The organism is Pseudohongiella sp., assembly GCF_011050365.1.
Taxonomy (GTDB): Bacteria; Pseudomonadota; Gammaproteobacteria; order Pseudomonadales; family Pseudohongiellaceae; genus Pseudohongiella.
Genome location: NZ_DRFV01000015.1, coordinates 58,460 through 76,993, shown reverse-complemented (window position 1 = coordinate 76,993; position 18,534 = coordinate 58,460). Strand labels below are relative to the sequence as shown.

The 18,534-nt window shown below is 57.2% G+C and carries 14 protein-coding genes; 10 read left to right on the top strand and 4 right to left on the bottom strand.

Annotation, left to right across the window (positions count from 1 at the left end; translation table 11 throughout):
* Positions 1-8: 8 nt before the first annotated feature.
* From pgl to eda, 3 genes are read left to right on the top strand one after another with little or no spacing between them, the layout of a single operon-like run.
* Positions 9-725 (top strand): 6-phosphogluconolactonase, encoded by a 717-nt coding sequence (pgl, locus tag ENH71_RS11995; protein WP_294129911.1) that lies wholly within the window; start codon positions 9-11, stop codon positions 723-725.
* Positions 721-2,538, top strand: a complete 1,818-nt coding sequence (edd, locus tag ENH71_RS11990) for a phosphogluconate dehydratase (RefSeq protein WP_414704678.1) — start codon at positions 721-723, stop codon at positions 2,536-2,538. Before pgl ends, edd begins: the two co-directional genes overlap by 5 nt.
* A 30-nt stretch (positions 2,539-2,568) precedes the next feature.
* Positions 2,569-3,210 carry a bifunctional 4-hydroxy-2-oxoglutarate aldolase/2-dehydro-3-deoxy-phosphogluconate aldolase gene (eda, locus tag ENH71_RS11985; RefSeq protein WP_294129915.1) on the top strand — a complete coding sequence of 214 codons (642 nt, stop codon included), beginning with the start codon at positions 2,569-2,571 and terminating at the stop codon, positions 3,208-3,210.
* Positions 3,211-3,226: 16 nt separating this feature from the next.
* Here the strand turns inward: eda and ENH71_RS11980 are convergent, their stop codons facing one another.
* Together ENH71_RS11980 and nhaC are read right to left on the bottom strand one after the other, a co-directional pair.
* Positions 3,227-4,387 carry a phosphatidylinositol-specific phospholipase C1-like protein gene (locus ENH71_RS11980; protein ID WP_294129917.1) on the bottom strand — a complete coding sequence of 387 codons (1,161 nt, stop codon included), beginning with the start codon at positions 4,385-4,387 and terminating at the stop codon, positions 3,227-3,229.
* 42 nt (positions 4,388-4,429) lie between these two features.
* A complete protein-coding gene (gene nhaC, locus ENH71_RS11975; protein WP_294129919.1) occupies positions 4,430-5,896 on the bottom strand; it encodes a Na+/H+ antiporter NhaC in 1,467 nt (488 codons plus the stop codon).
* Positions 5,897-6,121: 225 nt separating this feature from the next.
* Here nhaC and ENH71_RS11970 point away from each other — a divergent pair, with 225 nt between their 5' ends.
* The gene (locus ENH71_RS11970; RefSeq protein WP_294129921.1) at positions 6,122-7,306 is read left to right on the top strand and encodes a DUF3089 domain-containing protein; all 1,185 of its coding nucleotides are present in this window, start codon (positions 6,122-6,124) and stop codon (positions 7,304-7,306) included.
* Positions 7,307-7,391: 85 nt separating this feature from the next.
* Here ENH71_RS11970 and ENH71_RS11965 read toward each other — a convergent pair whose 3' ends face one another.
* On the bottom strand, positions 7,392-9,716 hold the full coding sequence (locus ENH71_RS11965) for a carboxy terminal-processing peptidase (RefSeq protein WP_294129922.1): 2,325 nt from the start codon (positions 9,714-9,716) through the stop codon (positions 7,392-7,394).
* 106 nt (positions 9,717-9,822) lie between these two features.
* The gene (locus ENH71_RS11960) at positions 9,823-11,034 is read right to left on the bottom strand and encodes a tyrosine-type recombinase/integrase (protein ID WP_294129923.1); all 1,212 of its coding nucleotides are present in this window, start codon (positions 11,032-11,034) and stop codon (positions 9,823-9,825) included.
* An 88-nt stretch (positions 11,035-11,122) separates the two neighbouring features.
* On the opposite strand from ENH71_RS11960, the gene ENH71_RS11955 reads away from it, so the two are divergent.
* The 6 genes from ENH71_RS11955 (at position 11,123) to ENH71_RS11930 (ending at position 18,499) form a co-directional block, all read left to right on the top strand.
* Positions 11,123-12,481 carry a mechanosensitive ion channel family protein gene (locus ENH71_RS11955; protein WP_294129924.1) on the top strand — a complete coding sequence of 453 codons (1,359 nt, stop codon included), beginning with the start codon at positions 11,123-11,125 and terminating at the stop codon, positions 12,479-12,481.
* Positions 12,482-12,550: 69 nt separating this feature from the next.
* The gene (locus ENH71_RS11950; RefSeq protein WP_294129925.1) at positions 12,551-13,099 is read left to right on the top strand and encodes a TetR/AcrR family transcriptional regulator; all 549 of its coding nucleotides are present in this window, start codon (positions 12,551-12,553) and stop codon (positions 13,097-13,099) included.
* Positions 13,096-14,175 (top strand): efflux RND transporter periplasmic adaptor subunit, encoded by a 1,080-nt coding sequence (locus ENH71_RS11945; RefSeq protein WP_294129927.1) that lies wholly within the window; start codon positions 13,096-13,098, stop codon positions 14,173-14,175. The genes ENH71_RS11950 and ENH71_RS11945 overlap by 4 nt, the downstream gene beginning before the upstream one ends.
* 12 nt (positions 14,176-14,187) lie before the next feature.
* Entirely contained in the window at positions 14,188-17,268 is a 3,081-nt protein-coding gene (locus tag ENH71_RS11940) for an efflux RND transporter permease subunit (protein ID WP_294129929.1), read from the top strand.
* Positions 17,269-17,308: 40 nt separating this feature from the next.
* Positions 17,309-17,890 carry a protein tyrosine phosphatase family protein gene (locus ENH71_RS11935; protein ID WP_294129931.1) on the top strand — a complete coding sequence of 194 codons (582 nt, stop codon included), beginning with the start codon at positions 17,309-17,311 and terminating at the stop codon, positions 17,888-17,890.
* 204 nt (positions 17,891-18,094) lie between these two features.
* Positions 18,095-18,499 carry a hypothetical protein gene (locus tag ENH71_RS11930; RefSeq protein ID WP_294129932.1) on the top strand — a complete coding sequence of 135 codons (405 nt, stop codon included), beginning with the start codon at positions 18,095-18,097 and terminating at the stop codon, positions 18,497-18,499.
* Positions 18,500-18,534 lie beyond the last annotated feature (35 nt).

Here is an 18,534-nt window from a genome sequence, read left to right as displayed (position 1 = left end):
GTATGTAGATGTGGGAGTTGCATGAATTCAAGGACCAGACAACACTGCTGGAGGCGCTAAGCGCCAAAGTCGGTGAGTGTATCAAAGGTTGTGTCGCTGATCGTGGCAAGGCCTCTATCGCGTTGTCAGGCGGCAGCACGCCACAGCGTTTTTATCAGCACATGTCACATCAGGCCTTGCCCTGGCAATCGGTCACGGTCAGTCTGGTTGATGAGCGCTGGGTTAGCGAAGTCCATCCGCAGTCCAATGCCAGACTGGTCAAAAACAGCCTGATTCAGAATGCAGCCCAACGGGCCACTTTCATCGGCATGAAAACCTCGCATACTGATGTTTTCGCGGCAGCCAACTCCCTGAGTGGCATTATCGCTCGCCAGACCCTGCCGTTGGACATGGTTTTGCTGGGCATGGGCCTTGATGGCCACACAGCCTCTTTTTTTCCTGATGCGGAAGGTCTGACAGAGGCGCTGTCCAGTAACAGCAGACAGGTCTGTTGCGCCATTCAGCCACAGAGTAATAAGGAAGACGCTGCACCCGTGGCGAGAATGACCCTGAGTCTCAGAACAATCCTGACAGCACATCAACGTATACTGTATATCAGCGGCGAAGCCAAACGACAGGTACTGGAAGAAGCATTCGCGCCCGGTCCTGTCACGGACATGCCGGTGCGCGCAGTGCTACATCACAACACCACCCTGACCGAGATCTATTATGCCCCAGACGATTAACACCACCGTTGAAGCCGTCACTGAGCGAATCAGAACACGCAGTCAGCAAACAAGGCAGACCTATCTGAGCAATGCTCAGCGGACCATGGCCAGGTTCCCACCTCGCAAGACGCTGTCATGTGGCAATATAGCCCACGCATTTGCCGCCTGTTCGGCGCCTGACAAAACGCGTATTGCCGGCATGCAAACCGCCAACCTGGGCATCGTCACCGCCTACAATGACATGTTGTCTGCACATCAGCCGCTACAGAGCTACCCTGACATTATCAAGGCCACCGCAGCCGAACATGATTGCACGGCACAGGTCGCCGGGGGCGTGCCGGCAATGTGTGATGGCGTGACTCAGGGCCAGCCCGGCATGGAACTCAGCCTGTTCAGCCGCGAAGTCATCGCCATGGCAACTGCAGTCAGCCTGAGCCACAATGTGTTTGATGGCATACTGTGCCTTGGGGTTTGCGACAAGATCGTGCCCGGCTTGTTGATCGGCGCACTTCAGTTCGGACACCTGCCCGCCGGGTTCATTCCAGCCGGCCCCATGGGACCGGGTGTCCCCAATAAGACCAAGGCCGAGGTGCGACAGCGCTATGCCCAGGGGCGTGCTGAGCGGGAGGAACTATTGGCAGTGGAATCGGGGTCATACCACAGCCCCGGCACCTGCAATTTTTACGGCACCGCCAACAGCAACCAGGTCATGGTTGAAATGCTGGGGGTGCAACTTGCCGGCGCCTCATTCGTCAACCCGGACGATCCGTTGCGCGAAGCATTGACCAAAGAGACAGTTCGCCGGGTACTGGCAGCAACCGAGCAGGGCAACCAGCCCAGGCCCTTGACCGAGTTGATTTGTGAAGCTTCGCTGGTGAATGCGGCGGTGGCCCTGCTCGCCAGCGGCGGTTCAACCAATCACACCTTGCATCTGGTGGCTATCGCACGCGCTGCCGGCATCGTCCTGACCTGGCAAGACCTGGATGAATTGTCACACGTCACGCCATTGCTGGCCCGTGTCTACCCGAACGGGGAGGCGGACGTGAATGCATTTCAACAGGCAGGCGGCATGGCCTATCTGGTGCGGGAGCTGCGCTCGGCCGGCCTGCTCAACGAAGATGTTCACAGCCTGATGGGTGACGGCATGGACATGTATACCCGACAGCCAGTGCTGACCGGGAGCGGTGACGTCGAGTGGGTCGAATACGACGCGCCATCACAACGTCTTGATGTACTGCGACCGATCAACAATGCATTCTCCGCTCATGGTGGACTGAAGCTGATACACGGTAATCTGGGCGAAGGGGTCGTGAAAACATCAGCCGTCAAGCCTGAGCATCAACATATCGAAGCGCCATGTCGCGTCTTCGACAGCCAGGATGACATGGTAGCAGCGTTCAAGGCCGGTGAACTGCAGCAGGATGTCATTGCCGTGGTTCGCTTCCAGGGTCCAAAGGCCAACGGCATGCCCGAGCTGCATCAATTGACGCCTTGCCTGGGGGCACTCCAGGATCAGGGGTTTCGCGTCGCCCTGGTGACTGACGGCCGCATGTCAGGGGCATCCGGAAAGGTTGCTGCAGCTATTCATATGAGCCCGGAAGCGCTGGATGGAGGACCACTTGCCAGGCTTCGGGACGGAGATCATCTGTCACTTGACGCCAGCACTGGCCTGCTACAGGTACTGGTCGATGATGACATCCTGCAAGCACGCGATGCTGCCATTTTCACCCCGGACGAAGATACTTTGCCTGACAGTCTGGGACGAGGGCTGTTCTCCACCTTCAGGCGGGCCGCTGGTGTCGCCCATAACGGCGCTTCAGTTTTCGACTAACCATGCATCTCTTCAGGGAGCCAAAACCAGATGTCACACATACGTGAGCAGCTCAACCGCCTGACCATATTACCGGTGCTGGTAGTGAATTCGGAAGCAGAGGCCGTCAGTATCAGTCAGGCGCTGTTTGATGCCGGTATCGGAGCCGTGGAGATCACCTTGCGAACACCGGCAGCCCTGGCGGCCATTCAGGCGGTAAAACAGGCAATACCTTCCCTGGTCGTCGCGGCAGGGACTGTCAACACGGTAGCTGACATGGAAGCTGTCGCCGGTGTCGATGTTGATTTTGCGGTCAGTCCCGGCCTGACCAGCAGTCTGGCTGAATGCGCACGGGCACTGGAACTGCCATTCCTGCCCGGCGTCAGTACCGCATCAGAAGTGCTAGGGGGCATGGAGCTGGGATTCGACTGTTTCAAATTCTTTCCTGCATCCGCCTGCGGTGGACCGGCATTACTCAAGGCGTTGTCCGCCCCGCTGGCCGGGGTGAGTTTTTGCCCCACGGGTGGTATCAACGCCAGCAATGCCGGCGACTACCTGGCACTACCCAATGTGTTGTGCGTCGGTGGCTCCTGGATGCTTCAGGCTGACAGCGTCGCCGCTGCAGACTGGGTATCCATCCGCAACAGCACCCGCGACAGTCTTGCCCATCTGGCCCGGTTCAAGCGCGCCTGACTGTTACTCATCAGCGTTATTCATCCAGCCAGGAACTGCGGCAAGCGGCCGGGGCACTGACCGGGTTGCAGCGGGCGACACCGTCGGTATCAGGTAGCACAACCTGATAATCAGAGCCCAGTGGCGACGGCTCCGCATAATCGGTACTGATGTATTGGGCACCGCTTGCCAGCGCCAGGTCGCGGCGGGTGGTATCACCCGTGCGGGCTTCGTGGCTGGGCACATCAGAGCGAGTACGTATAAGATAACCCTGGGCTGCATAAGCGCTGATGGTGTCAGCCTCGGCAATAACATTGTTCATTTTCAGAAACCCGGATGCCGGATGGCCCGGCTCTGCGCTCACGAATAGTGCCCGATTCGCCAGCACGGGCGAACGCGACAGATAATCGCTCAAATGACGACCGGTATTGTCCAGGGCAAAAAGAACTTTGCCACGACTCTCGGCCAGGGTTGGCCAGCCACCCTCCATAACGGCCGCATTGAGCGTTGGATAATCGCCACGCACATCATCCGGCGTGATGACATGGGAACGCTCGAACACCCGCCAGATTTCCTCATCCACGCTGAAAATGTTATCTGTATTGATAGCCACCGGCGTCGTATAAACCAGCGGCCCCCAATCCTGGCGAGCACCATCCTTGAGTTCCAGCATGATCATGATGGGCAGATGCGTTGGGTTTTGTGTTGACCAGTCACGGATCTGTGTCAGGCATACGATCAGGGTCGAACAGGTAGTCCGATAGTCGACATCCTGGGAATGCAGCACCTTCAGACCCGGCGCATCCATCCGCTCAGAAATCCGACTGATCTCCGGGTCATCAATCAGCAGTCCACCCGCCGGTTGTGAAAACAGGCCTCCGTCGGGGTCGGCAAACACATCGAGTTCGAATTGTCTGATGCCGAGTACTTCCAGCTGTTCCGGCAACGGCCGGTGCTGATAGCTGATGTCGTCGGCCCAGCCGTCACGATAAGCATTGAGCAGGGAGACTAACGCCGGTGCCGGGAAACGCTTGTAGCTATTGTGGGTGCCCAACACCTGCACATGATTGAGACGCAGGCATTGCTCAGCATTGCTTGCGCTGAGCGCTGCACAATGGTCAGCGTCGGCGTCCAGGGTGACGGACACAAAGGGCAGCAACATCGCCCCGGCGAGCAGGGCGGGCAGGGTCAATTTCATGCAACATCCTCGGTCAGATAGTTATCTGTCGAGTCTGCAACGTCAAGAAGACGGTTTCATGACAGCGTCAATAGCCGGATCATCTTCAACGCGCGCGATGCGGATTCGCGCCCAGGCAAATATCAGTGTCATCGCCGGGCTCAACAAACAGAAAAACGCCCAGGGTGCGTAGGCCAGGGTTGCCACACCCAGCACGCTGGCATGGTAAGCACCACAGGTATTCCAGGGCACCAGCACAGAGGTCACGGTGCCGGTGTCTTCCAGGGTGCGACTCAGGTTTTGCGGCGCCAGCCCACGTTTACGATAGGCTTCGGTGAACATGCGACCAGGTACCACAATTGACAGATACTGATCCGATGCTGATACGTTGGTCACAACACAGGTCGCACCAGTCGCTGTCACCAGTCCGGCATCGGACCTGACACGACTGATCAAAGCCTGGGTGATGCGGGCCAGGAAACCACCGGCCTCCATGGCGCCACCAAACACCATGGCTGACAGAATCAGCCAGATAGTGTTGAGCATGCCGGCCATGCCGCCAGTGCTCAGCAGTTCATCCAGCACCGGGTCGCCGGAGACAATGGCGGTACTGCCGTACAGTGCCTGCATCACGCTTTGATACAGACCGCCAGTGGACACCGCCAGCTCGGCCAGCACCGATTGCTGAAACAATACCGCGCAGACAACACCGGCCAGCGCCCCCATGAACAATGCCGGCAACGCCGCCACTTTTTTCACGATCAGGAAAATCACGCCTACCGGTACCAGCAAAAGCAGTGGTGATACCCGGAACTGCTCGGCGATCAGGGCACGATAGCGGTCAGTATCGTTAACATCGACAGCATCAGCCCCCATAAATAACCCCAGCATGAAATACACAACCAGGGTAATGATGATCGAGGGCAGGGCGGTCAGACTGAGATAGCGGATATGGCTAAACAGATCTACACCACTGACCCCGGAGGCCAGATTGGTGGTGTCGGACAGCGGCGACATTTTGTCGCCGAAATAAGCGCCGGAGACAATCGCCCCAGCGACCAGACCCGGGTTCAGGCCCATGGCATAACCGATGCTCATCAAGGCCACGCCCAGAGTCGCCGACGTCGACCACGAGCTGCCAATGACCACAGCCGCGATCGCGGTAATCAGGCAGGCGCTGGCAATAAAAAATGTCGGGCTGAAGATCTGCAGGCCGTAGTAGATCATGGCCGGGACAATGCCGCTGATCAGCCAGCTGCCGGTCAGCGCGCCCACCATCAACAGAATCAACACGGCCGGCGTGGCAGCCTTGATGTTGTCGATGATCTTGTCCTGAATATCGGCCCACGCTTCGCCCCGGGCCAGACCCAGGGCTGCCGCCAGGGCAGCGGCGATGATCAATGCGCTCTGGTTGGCGCCGCTGAGCGAGTCGTCACCATAGACTGCAACGTTGTATCCCAGCAGGGCAAACAGCACGAGCAGAGGGATGACGGACAGAAACAAAGAGGGGCTGGTACGGGGCGCTGTCATCCTTCAATAAATCCTTTTGCTGTGGTTTAGTCAACTTTAACCGGTTCTGCCGCACAATCCCAGTGATCGGAGAAAATATCCCGCATGTTCAGTTGTTTGAGCCCAGAATATGAAACGCTCGGCGAAAACCGGCGATACGCAAAATGACGCTCGCTTGTTTGCGTCCCATCAGTGACTTATGCTGGTTGGGAGAATTTTTTATCCGACTATGGAGATGTAATCTAAATGACAATCCACAAACACTTGATGCCAGGCACAAGTCTGGGAGCTCTGGTGCTTGGGCTGAGCGGCGCCCTGATGCCGTTGGCATCCACCCAGGCAGCCGAGGCTGTCGACTATTCTGATGTCAGTAACTGGCTGTGCCGGCCCAGTAACTCGCGGGCATGTGAAGTTGACATGAGTACAACCATTGTCAAGGCAGACGGATCCATTGGGCTGGAGCCATGGTCGGACAACCCGTTCGCCCCGGTTGACTGCTTTTACGTTTATCCCACGGTGTCGCAGGATGCAACGGCGAACAGTGACATGGTTGCCGGCCCGGAAGAATACGACGTGGTACGCAGTCAATTTACCCGGATGGGGTCACAGTGCCGTGCGTTTGCGCCTTTATACCGGCAGGTAACACTGACTGCGTTGCGCGCAAATATGACCGGAGACTCGGATCTGGTGCCTGACCGGGAACTGGGTTATCAGGACGTGCTGAATGCGTGGAATTACTACCTCGAGAACGATAATGAAGGCCGTGGCGTTGTCCTGATAGGCCACTCCCAGGGCGCCGGCGTTCTGACCCGACTGATTGTAAATGAAATTGAAGGCAAGGATGTAGAGGACCAGATTGTCTCCGCCATGTTGTTGGGCACGACCATACAGGTGCCTGAAGATGCGGTCGTTGGCGGAACGTTTAAACATATGCCCTTGTGTGAGCGCGGTGATCAGACGGGCTGCATCATCACCTATGCCTCCTATCGTGCCACCAATCCACCGCCTCCAATGGCGCTGTTCGGACGCAACGGCAACGGCACGGTCAGTGCGTGTACCAACCCGGCGCAGCTGGCCAAGGGCAGCAATGAGCTTGATGCTTATCTCAGCAATGTTGCTCCGGAAGGTTTTTCCTCCGTCGGCCCCACGCCGTGGACGAGCAGCTATGGCACCAATATCAGCACGCCTTTTGTCAGCGTGCCCGGACTACTCAGTGCGGAATGTGTCAGTAATGATCAGTTTTCGTATCTGGAAATCACGGTCAATGCCAACCCTGATGACCCGCGTACCGACACTATCAGTGGCGATGTCCTGAATCCGGATGGCAGCATCAATGAAGGCTGGGGCCTGCATCTGATTGACGTCAATGCGACCATGGGCGATCTGATTGAACTGGTCTCCAGACAGGCGCACGCCTATCAGTGGCGTTGAATGACGGCTGTTGGTTGTCCGGAAAAATAGAGCAGTAAAAAAAACGGGAGCCAAGGCTCCCGTTTTTGTATCCGTCAACCGCAGATTACTGCTCAGACAGCTCCATAGTGTTCAGCGCTGCCCGCACATTGCCGGAATCGTGCGCGGCGGCCATCGGATTGCCCAACAGCTCCGCCATATCTACCAGGATACGACCACTTTCCTGCAACAGCGGATCGTCTTCCTCACGCTCGTCCTCTGACTCCGCTTCCTCGTCAACAACCGCGACGTCCAGCTCCTCACTGTCTTCCTCAAAGGTCTCGTCGCGCCATTCTTCCAGCGGCAGCCCTTTGGCGGCCAGGCGAGCATTGTTCGCCTCGAATGCTTCACGTCGATCGGCATCTCGCTGTGCTTTCAGTAATTCCCTGTTCAGCGGTATGGTTTCACGCTGACGGGCTTCCATCATGCGCTCAACGGTGCCTTCCAGATAGATGAAATCAGGATCATTCTCCGCCCGCTGCTGATGTCGCGCCTGCAGCTCGGGAATGATCTCGCGCAGCGCGTGGTAAGAGCGGTATTCCACCGGACGCACCGTATCCCAGGGCAGGGCGCCATCAAGATTGCTCTCGCCCATGGTCTCAATCGCCTGGTAGCGGTCAGGGAAGTCAATATCGGGCAACACGCCGCGGTGCTGGGTGCTGGCACCGGAGATACGATAGAACTTGGAGCGCGTCAGTTTGACCTGACCATAGTCCATCGGAATGATTTCCTGCACCGTGCCTTTACCGAATGTCTGTCCACCAAGAACAATGCCACGCTGGTAATCCTGAATGGCACCCGCAAAGATTTCCGACGCAGACGCACTGGCACGGTTCACCAACACTGCCAGCGGACCGTCGTAAACCACTTCCGGGTCGGCATCGCCATAAGAGCGAACAAAACCATTGCGTTGACCGGAGTAGCGAATCTGCACTGTCGGACCCGACTCGATAAACAGCCCAACCAGCTCGTTGGCTTCATTAAGCGAACCACCACCGTTGTAACGCAGATCCACCACCACGGCTTCCACATCATCCTGCTTTAAGTCTTCCAGCAGGGCACGTACATCGCGGGCGGAACTACGGTAATCTGTCAGGCCGGCTGATGCCGCCTCGAAATCAAAATAAAACGAGGGCAGGGTGATCACACCGATGCGATAGATATCATCATCGATGTCGACTTCCAGCACGTCGCTGCGGGCAAACTGTTCCGACAGCTCGACGGTATCACGGGTGATGAGAATCTCGCGCGCGCCGATTTCGCTGGTGGCTTCGGCCGGCAGCACATTAAGTCGCACCAGGGTGCCTTTCTCACCACGGATCTGATCCACCACATCATCCAGGCGCAAACCGATCACGTCCTGCATTTCACCTTCTTCGCCCTGTGCAATACCGATGATACGATCACCGGCTTTCAGCTCGCCGGCCTGCTCGGCCGGACCACCTTTGATGAGCTCGGCAACTTTGGTGTATTCATCTTCCGACGTGAGCTGGGCGCCGATGCCCTGCAACGAGCCACGCAGGCCCATGTTGAAGTTTTCCGAGTCGCGCGGTGAGAAATAACTGGTGTGCGGGTCAACCGTGCGTGCAATCGTCGCCATGTAGGCCTGGAAGACGTCGCGCTCGTTGGTCTTGGCAACCTGGGTCAACTGGTTACGGTAACGCTTGCTCAGGCGCTCCTCTACCTTGTCCATTTCCATGCCTGTCAACGACAGACTCAGGGTGCTGTTCTTGATGCGTTTGCGCCACAATTCATCGAGCGCCGCCTCAGATGCTGCCCAGGGTGCATCCTCACGATCAATGATCAGCTCTTCGTCGAGTGTGAAGTCGAAGGTATCCAGCTCGTTTTCGACAAATTCAACCGTCCACACCAGCCGATCGAGTACCCGTCGATGGTACAGATTGTAGATTTCGAAGCCGGGCTGAAGGTCGCCATTTTTCAGGCTTTCGTCCAGTGAGTCGCGAAGACTTTCAATGGTGTCGATATCGGTCTGCGTCAGGTACAGGCGCGAACCATCCAGCATATCAACATAGTTATCAAAGACTTCCGTGGAAAAGTTATTATCAAACGTCACCGGCGAGTAGTGTTTGGTTTCCAGCTCACGAAGCAGCTCAATGGCCGTGCGGCCGTAAATCGGCAGCGGCGCCATGGCGGCATACAGGCTGTCAGCATCCAGCTCCAGCAGCTCGTCTTCGGCAGCCGGCGCTGTCACACCCGACTCAGCCTGCAGTCCAGCGTCCTGCGCCGCCGCCGGACAAGCAAACATCCAGGCCAGTACTGCGGACAGGCTGATGATGGCGCCTGCTTTGCGCAACAGGGTCGGCAACAATGTCACCGGCTGCGGCTGATCTGGTGTCGATTTGAACTCATGAGTCTCAGTATTCAACGTCATACCTCACACAATTTATTGCCTGAATTTCAGATCCTTGATATTACGATTTGACGCGGTATGTCAAGGTCACCCAAGAATTTATCAGCTAAACGCCCGTTTAGTTGTGTTATTTAGTGACAGGCTTATTGCGGGCGCTGGCATGTCGCTCCGCCCGCTCCACATCAATGTAACGATCCGTGATAGCACTGGAGCCGTGACCGGCGTCGTCACGCACGTGTTCACGAGGCCTGTGTTTGACGTCTTCCGAGATACCGGTATGTCGCAACCAGTGCACCGTAGCCGTCGCCAGCCTTTCAGCCTCCTCAATAGACCCTTCGGCGCGCAGCTTTGCTTCAGCCTGGTTAAAACATTTTTGCACGATACTGCGAATCTGCCGGGTACTGGTGATGCCGCCTTTGCCCCGCGTCTTGTGGATCAGCGGTGTCGCCTCGCCCGGCAGGGGCATGACAGACAGCCCCCGTGACTCGCGGTACCGGCGCAGCGCCTGCAGCATGGCATCGCTGACTGAAACCTCACGCTCCTTGTTGCCTTTGCCGACCGTCAGAAACCACCAGTTGCCTTCCAGATCGCGCTGAAAGTGACCCATTTGCGGAATCCAGCGTTCAGTTTCCACCAATTCCGAGATACGCAGATACATGGCAAACAGAGCGGTCATGATGAAAAGCGTGCGTTCATGCGTGTCCCCATCCTTGTCTGCCATTTCCTCGGCCGTCTCGATCACGACGTCCCATTGTATTTGCGACAAGCGACGTATCTTGTCCTGACCCTGACGTTTACGCAGGAACTTGCCTTTCTGACGAATGCGCGCCACCGGGTTCGCCTGCAGCTGGTTCTCCTGCACCAGGTAATTAAAGAAACTGCTCAGTACCGCGAACATGGCCTGCAAACCCGACTGGGACAGGGCATAAGGCTGATCAGGGTGGGCCTGGTAGGGCCGCCAGTCCGGGTTCGCAACACGCTCACCCTGGCGTTCGATAAAACGGGGCACCTGCTTGCGACCAATCCAGGTATCAGGCGGCTGCCGGGAGAATTCAACGTAGGACTCGAGATGTTCGCGCTGGATCTCGCGCAACGACAGGCCAGCAATCAGCCAGCTCCATTGCAGAAAGTGTTCCAGCTCACGACGATAGGCCGTAAAAGTATCGGGGCTGCCGCGGTAGCTATACAGAAACTCGCTGGCACTGCGGTAGTCGTCAGCAGCACTCGCCGGCAACGCCTGTTTGCAGGATGCCAGCATAGCTGCGCTGATGCGCGGGGGCTCGCGCCACGGATTGGGCATGTTGTCCAGAGTGTCGAACAAAGGGTAGGGTGCTTTCATGGGTCAATATTTTCGCTGTTATTGGCCAGCGATGATAGATATGCTTGGCGTTAACCCGAAATAAAGTTGCAGGAGAGCCATACCAATCATGCAAGAGTTGCTTACGTTGCTGCAGGAACGCTCCCAGCAAGTCATCGTCGCGCTGCAGACACCCGAATACTGGTGGCAGTTTCTGGTGCTGTTATCCGCCCTGGCATTGGCGGCGCTGATTAATGCCCGGATGCAATCCGTACTGGAACAGAGCAACACCCAGAGCACCGGGCTCAGACACATCGCAGTTCGCGGCGCCCAGCGCATCGTCTGGCCATTAACGGCACTGGTGTTCATTCTGATTGCCATCGGCATTCTGGAGAACTATGGCCTGCCCACCGCCATCCTCAATGTCATCTCGCCAATACTGGCGGCGCTGGCGCTGATCCGGCTATGCGTTTACATACTGCGCAAATCGTTTGCATCAAATCCGATCATGCGCTCATCCGAAAATGCGCTGGTGCTGCTGGTCTGGTCAATCGTGATCATGCATTTGCTCGGCTGGTTGCCGGGGGTGCTGGCGCTGCTCGACAATATGGGACTGACGATCGGGGAAACACGCATCACCGTATTGTCGACGTTCCAGCTCCTGTTTATCGTCGCACTCGCGTTCATCCTGGCCGTGTGGATTGCCGACCTCATCAACCGCCAGGTCGCCCGCGTACCGGGAATCTCGCCCAGCATGCAGGTCGGGGTCAGCAAACTGAGCCGGTTTCTGCTGCTGACACTGGCGTTTCTGCTTGCCCTTAACGCAGTCGGCATCAACCTGAGTTCGCTGGCGATATTTGGCGGGGCTCTGGGTGTCGGTTTGGGCTTTGGCCTGCAAAGTATCGCGTCAAACTTCATCAGTGGTTTTATTCTGGTACTGGATCGCTCCATCAAACCCGGTGATATTATTACTGTCGGCACCAAGTTTGGCTGGGTACAGGAGCTTAATGCCCGCTATATTGTGGTTCGCAACAGGGAGGGGGTCGATACCCTGATCCCCAATGAGAACCTGATCACCTCACAAGTGATCAACTGGAGCTACGCTGATCCCAACGTGCGGGTCACCGTGCCGGTGCAGATCAGTTACGACAATGATCCGGAAGTGGCCATGCAGCTTATGCTGGACTGCGCCTTTGCTTCTTCCCGGGTGTTACAGGATCCGCCACCCACCGTCCGGCTCACCGAATTTGCCGACAGCGGCATCGCTCTGGAGGTCAGGGTATGGATCAACGACCCCAACAATGGCTTTACGCCGGTCCGTTCGGATATCAACGTTGCCATCTGGCGGGCATTCAAGAAGGCCAACATTACCATCCCATATCCGCAACAGGATGTTTATATCAAGTCCATGCCGGATTGGCCGAAAGTTCCAGCGGCGGCGGGGTCTGACCCCGCAACAGTCGACACAGACACATCTGACCCCAGCTAAAACGTTGCATTAAGTAACACTTATTTGTTAAGCTTGCGCTTTAAACTATACCATCCGGACGGTAAAGTAATGGCGCAACTCAGATCCAATTCGCGTGACAATATTCTCGACGCCGCGCAGCGCGTGGCTGAGCGCGAAGGCGCGGGGCACCTGACCCTGGACAAGGTCGCCTGCGAATGTGGTCTGAGCAAGGGCGGTCTGTTATACAACTACCCAAACAAGGAAGCCTTGCTGCGGGGAATGCTGGCCCGACTCGTCGAGCAATTCAAGAGCATTACTGCAACCGAAGAACGTGCCATGACCGGTGAGCCCAACGCGCATTTGCGCGCCACATTGCGCGCTGTTGCCGGGCATCAAATGGTCGACCCTGGTATTTACATGTGTATTCTGACCGCGTCGGCAGAAAATCCTGAGCTATTGGAACCCCTGCGTACGGCTTTCCAGGAAAGTTACCAGCGTATCAGCGCGGAATGCACAGATCCCGATATGGGCCTGTTGTTATGGGCTGCTGCCGACGGCATCTGGTTCCATCACATATTGGGTATCTCGCCGTATCCACAGGCTGAGAAAACCAAGCTTTTTCAAAAACTTCTGCAATTATCCGAGGAAATGTCATGAGCCGCTCCTTACGGTCGCTGCTGGTTCGCGTCACGTTGCTGTTGAGTCTGTTTTCCATTCTTAGCGCCTGCCAGGAAAGCACGGCAGAGCAGGACAACGGACGCGAGCTGCGTACGGTGCGCCTGGAAACCATTGGTCAGGATCGCGCCGAGGGTGTGCGTCGTTTTGTCGGCGTTGTCGACGCCCTGAGTACGGTTGATCTTGCCTTCCAGGTTGGCGGTCGTATCGCCCGCATGCCGGTCCAGCAGGGCGCCATTGTGCCGCGTGGCGAACTGATCGCGGAACTGGACGACGCTGATTACGCACTCGCCGTCAGCGAGGCCAGGGTCGCGCTCGACCTGAGCACGCTGGATTACGAGCGTAACCGCAAGATGCTGGACAGCGGGGCGATCCCGCGCGCCACCTACGATCGTGCCGCGTCGGACCTGGAGATGCGCGAACTGGCCTTGCGTGCCGCACAACGAAATCTTGCCTACACCCGCATTGAGGCACCTTTCGATGCCCTGATCACGCGCCGCATTGTAGATTCATTTACCCAGGTGCAGGCGGGCACCGCAGTCGTGCGGGTACAGGATGTTACCGAGCTTCGCGTCCACATTTCGGTGCCGGAAAGCCTGATGGCCATGCTGCAAACTCCGGAACGCTTTACTGTCACAACCGAGATTTCCGCCTATCCCGGGCGCCAGTTTCCGCTGAGTTACCGCGAGCACGCGACCGAGGCGGATCCCGTAACCCAGACCTATCAGGTCAGTTTCGGACTCGCACGCCAGGAGGGCATCAATATCCTGCCGGGCATGACAGCGACCGTGGCAGTGCAGTCCAGCGACAATTTCCTGGTGCCGCGTATTGATGTGCCGGCTGCGGCACTTGATACGGCCGATGACGGCAGCTTTCGGGTCTGGGTCTATAACGCAGGTGAGGGCATTGTCAGTCCGAGAACGGTCACCGTGGGCGCACTGGGCTCCAACCGCGTCGTTATTCATGAAGGTTTGCAGCCGGGCGAACAGATCGTTACCGCAGGCGCCCACATGCTGTATGACGGCATGGCCGTGACACCTTACCGAAACGCTCGCTGAGGGAACAACAAGATGGATTTTGCGCGTTATGCCATCGACCGTCCGGTCAATACATGGTTGTTCATTCTGATCCTGATGTTGGGCGGACTCTGGGGCATCCTGACCCTGGGGCGCCTGGAGGATCCGGCATTCACCCTGAAGCAGGCGGTGGTCGTGACACCGTACCCCGGCGCCACCGCGCAAGAGGTTGAACTTGAGGTCACCGAGCACCTGGAATCTGCCATCCAGCAGCTGTCCCAGCTTAAACGCATTACCTCCAAGTCGGTCCCTGGGCGCTCGGAAATCACCGTCGAAATTCAGGACACCTATGACGGCGACGAAATCCCGCAGGTATGGGATGAGTTGCGCCGCAAGGTCGGCGACTTTCAACGTAACCTGCCCGACGGCGCGGGTCCGTCCATGGTCAACGATGATTTTGCAGATGTCTTCGGCATTTTTTACGCGGTTACAGCGCCCGCGTTCGACGACAATGAAATCCGCGATGTCGCCTCCTTTTTGCGACGCGAACTGCTGACTGTAAACGGCGTCGCCAAGGTCGAAACCCGTGGCTTGCCGGAAGAGGCCATCTACGTTGAATTGCCCAATGACAGGCTTATCGCCACCGGCCTGCCACTGGCACAAATTGTCAACAGCATTCAGGCGGAGAACACTGTGCAAAGCGCCGGCGCGGCCCGTGTCGACGACCTGAACGTACGTATCAGCTCCCGGCCCGGCCTGGACAGCGTCAGCAATATCGAATCATTGCGCATCGGCAGACCCGGCAGTACCGACCAGATTGCCCTGATAGATGTCGCGACAGTATCGCGGCAAAGTGAAGAAATACCCGACCATCTGATACGTCACAATGGCCGTAGCGCCTTTACCCTCGCCATCGCCGGGGTGGCGACCGAAAACATTGTGGAAGTCGGGCAGGCGGTTGATGCGGCCCTGGACAACCTGGCTCCCCGCATCCCGTTGGGTGTCGAACTTGAGCCCATTTACGCGCAACACGTGGTCGTAGACGAAGCCATTGGCAGTTTTATCATCAACCTGGCCTTGTCCGTGGCCATCGTGGTAGGTGTTCTGTGTATTTTCATGGGTTGGCGCGTCGGCCTGGTGGTAGGGCTGACGCTGCTGCTTACCGTCATGGGCACCGTGTTTATGATGCGTGTGTTTACCATCGAAATGGAACGTATTTCGCTGGGCGCACTGATTATTGCCATGGGGATGCTGGTGGATAATGCCATCGTTATCGCCGAAGGCATGCTGATTAACATGCAGCGCGGCTTGCCGGCCCACAAGGCGGCCAGTGATGCTGCCGCGCGCACACAATGGCCATTGTTGGGAGCCACGCTGATCGGCATCATGGCGTTTTCCGGTATCGGTCTGTCACCGGACACGTCCGGCGAATTCCTGTTCTCTCTGTTCGCCGTTATCGGCATATCACTGTTGTTGAGCTGGATTCTGGCGATCACCGTCACGCCGCTGTTTGGTGAGTACCTGTTAAAGGTAAAACCGGGCGCCACCGACAGCGATCCTTATCGCGGTATGTTCTATGCCATCTATCGCAAGGCGCTGCAGGCCAGCCTGGTCTGGCGGCGACTGACCATAGCGCTGCTGATCCTGATAACTGCGAGCAGTTTCTGGGCGTTCGGCTTCGTCAAACAGGCGTTTTTCCCCGACTCCAATACGCCCATCTTTTTTGTAGACTATCGCTTGCCGCAGGGCAGTGACATACGCGCCACAGCGCGTGATCTGGCACAGATCGACGAGCTGGTGATGACCAAACCCGGCGTCGAGGCAGTGTCGACATTCATCGGGCAGGGAGCCAGCCGCTTTATGCTGACGTATGAGCCGCAGCAACCCAACCCGGCTTATGGTCAACTCATTATTCGTACCGCAGATCGTTTTCTGATCGATGAGCTGGCTCAGGAGCTACGCGAAGAACTGGGCGCGACCTATCCGGCTGCCGAGATTCAGACCCGCCGACTGGTGTTTGGCCCAGGTGCAGGCGCCAAGATTGAAGCCCGTTTCAGTGGCACGGACCCCGAAGTACTGCGAGCCCTGAGCACGGAGGCAATGTCCATATTTAATGCCGAGCCCGGGTTAATCGACATTCGCCAGAACTGGCGGCAACGCGAACTGGTTATCGCACCCCGGTTCAATGAAGAACGCGCCCGCGTGGCTGGTATTGCCCGTTCGGATGTTGCCCAAACTCTGGAGTTCGCCACCACCGGTGTCCGGGCGGGTACCTATCGTGAGGCGGACGAGCGCATTCCGATTATTATCCGGCCGCCGGCCGCTGAGCGCTTGCGTGTTGAGCGACTGCAGGAGCGCCTGGTGTGGAGCTCGGGTGAACAGCGTTATGTGCCGATCACTCAGGTTATTGACGGCTTTGATACGCGCGCGGAAGAAACCCTGATTATGCGTCGTGACCGCACGCGAACCCTGTCCGTGCAAGCTGAACCGGCCACCGGACTGACGGCGGACGAAGCCTTGCGCCGGGTACGTGCCGACATTGAAGCCATGCACCTGCCTCCCGGCTACCAATTGGACTGGGGAGGGGAGCTGGAAGCTTCCGGTGAAGCACAGGCGTCATTGGGAGCCCAGCTACCGCTCAGCTTTATGGTTATGCTGGTGATTTCAGTGCTGATCTTTGGCAAGGTGCGGCAGCCCCTGATTATCTGGCTGGTGGTGCCGATGTCACTGTGCGGTGTTGCGATCGGGCTGTTGGCCAGCGGCCTGCCGTTCAGCTTTACCGCCTTGCTCGGCGTCCTGAGCCTGTCTGGCATGCTGATGAAAAATGCCATTGTGCTGGTAGATGAAATCGATTTGCAGATCGAAGAGGGCAAGGGTCCCCATACGGCGATCCTGGATGCCAGTGTCAGTCGTTTACGCCCCGTGTTTCTGGCGTCAGCCACCACCATTCTGGGCATGATCCCGCTGCTCGCCGACGCTTTCTTCGCCAGTATGTCAGTGACCATCATGGCAGGTCTGGCATTCGCCTCCGTGTTGACGCTGATTGCGGTACCGGTGTTTTATGCGGTATTTTTCCGCATCCGGCCTGATGATTCCCGCGTATCAACCTCCGGCACCAGCGCCAAATACGCCTGAACATAAATTAGAAATAACATTAAATATAGAGAGCAATCGCATGATAAAAAGAAGCTTGGCTATTATCGCATCAATGTTAGTGAGTACTCATCTGATCGCTGCAGACCTGGCGCCCGCCAATGCTACGCTGGCCGGAATCACAAATTTTCGGGAGTACAGCAACCGCTTTGCCAGCGCCGGCCAGCCTACCGTAGAACAATTTTCTGCCGTTCGCGATGCCGGTTATGAGCGCGTTATCTACATTGCTTTCACCAATAACCAGAATGCCATCGCCAACGCCGACCAGGTGGTCAAAGGCCTGGGCATGGACTATATCCATATCCCGGTGGACTGGAACAATCCGACCGAACGCGACTTTTATGCCTTCGCGGACGCCATGCAACGTGCGCCGGACATGAAAACGCTGCTGCATTGCCAGGTCAACGCGCGCGCCACAGCCTTCAGCTTTCTGTATCGGGTCATCTACGAAGACGTGCCGGTCGCCGAAGCCAAGGCCGATATGAATACCGTCTGGCAACCCAACGAAACCTGGCGCGACCTGATCTTTGCTTTGCTGGAAGAAAACGGTAAGTCGGCCGAGTGTGAAGGCTGCGACTGGACGCCATCAACCGCAGGCAACTAAGCGGGAGAAGTGAAGGAGTCGCAGCAGAAGTTCTGCACTGTGCGACCTGCATCTCCACTAATTCCGGTAATCTTTATTACCGGAATTAGTGTAACAGGCATGAATATAAGGCGCACCACCCGTCAATCAACATCCTGACCATGACTGCCAGGCATCGCACCTGCATTTACTTACAGTAAGCCTTTGTGTAAAACTCCGACCACCATGACAAGACGCATTCAATATCTGACCGCTTTACTGCTCGCGCTTTGGCTGCCATCCCAGGCACTGGCCAATGTGCTGGTGCACTGTATCGTTGTCGATTCGGCGGCCGCGTCAGTCTCCGTCCATGCATCCCATGACATGACGGTCGGCGCTACGGTCGAAGACTGTCATGGCAAAACTGCAGTCACGGCTGTTGCTGCCGAACCAGGCGTACATCACGAGTCGGATACAACCGACTGTTTTCACTGCACCGGTGGCTGCCACAAGGTGCAGACCATGCTGACGCTGGAGCGTGACGCGCAGCGATCGTCACTGGCAGGCGCCGGCCTCGCCATACCGTCCCACGATCTGGCAGCAGGTTTCCCGGATTTTCCCATCCGTCCCCCCATCATCCTTTCAGTTTGAACAGCATTTGTAACCGTCCCTGACCCGGGGCTGTT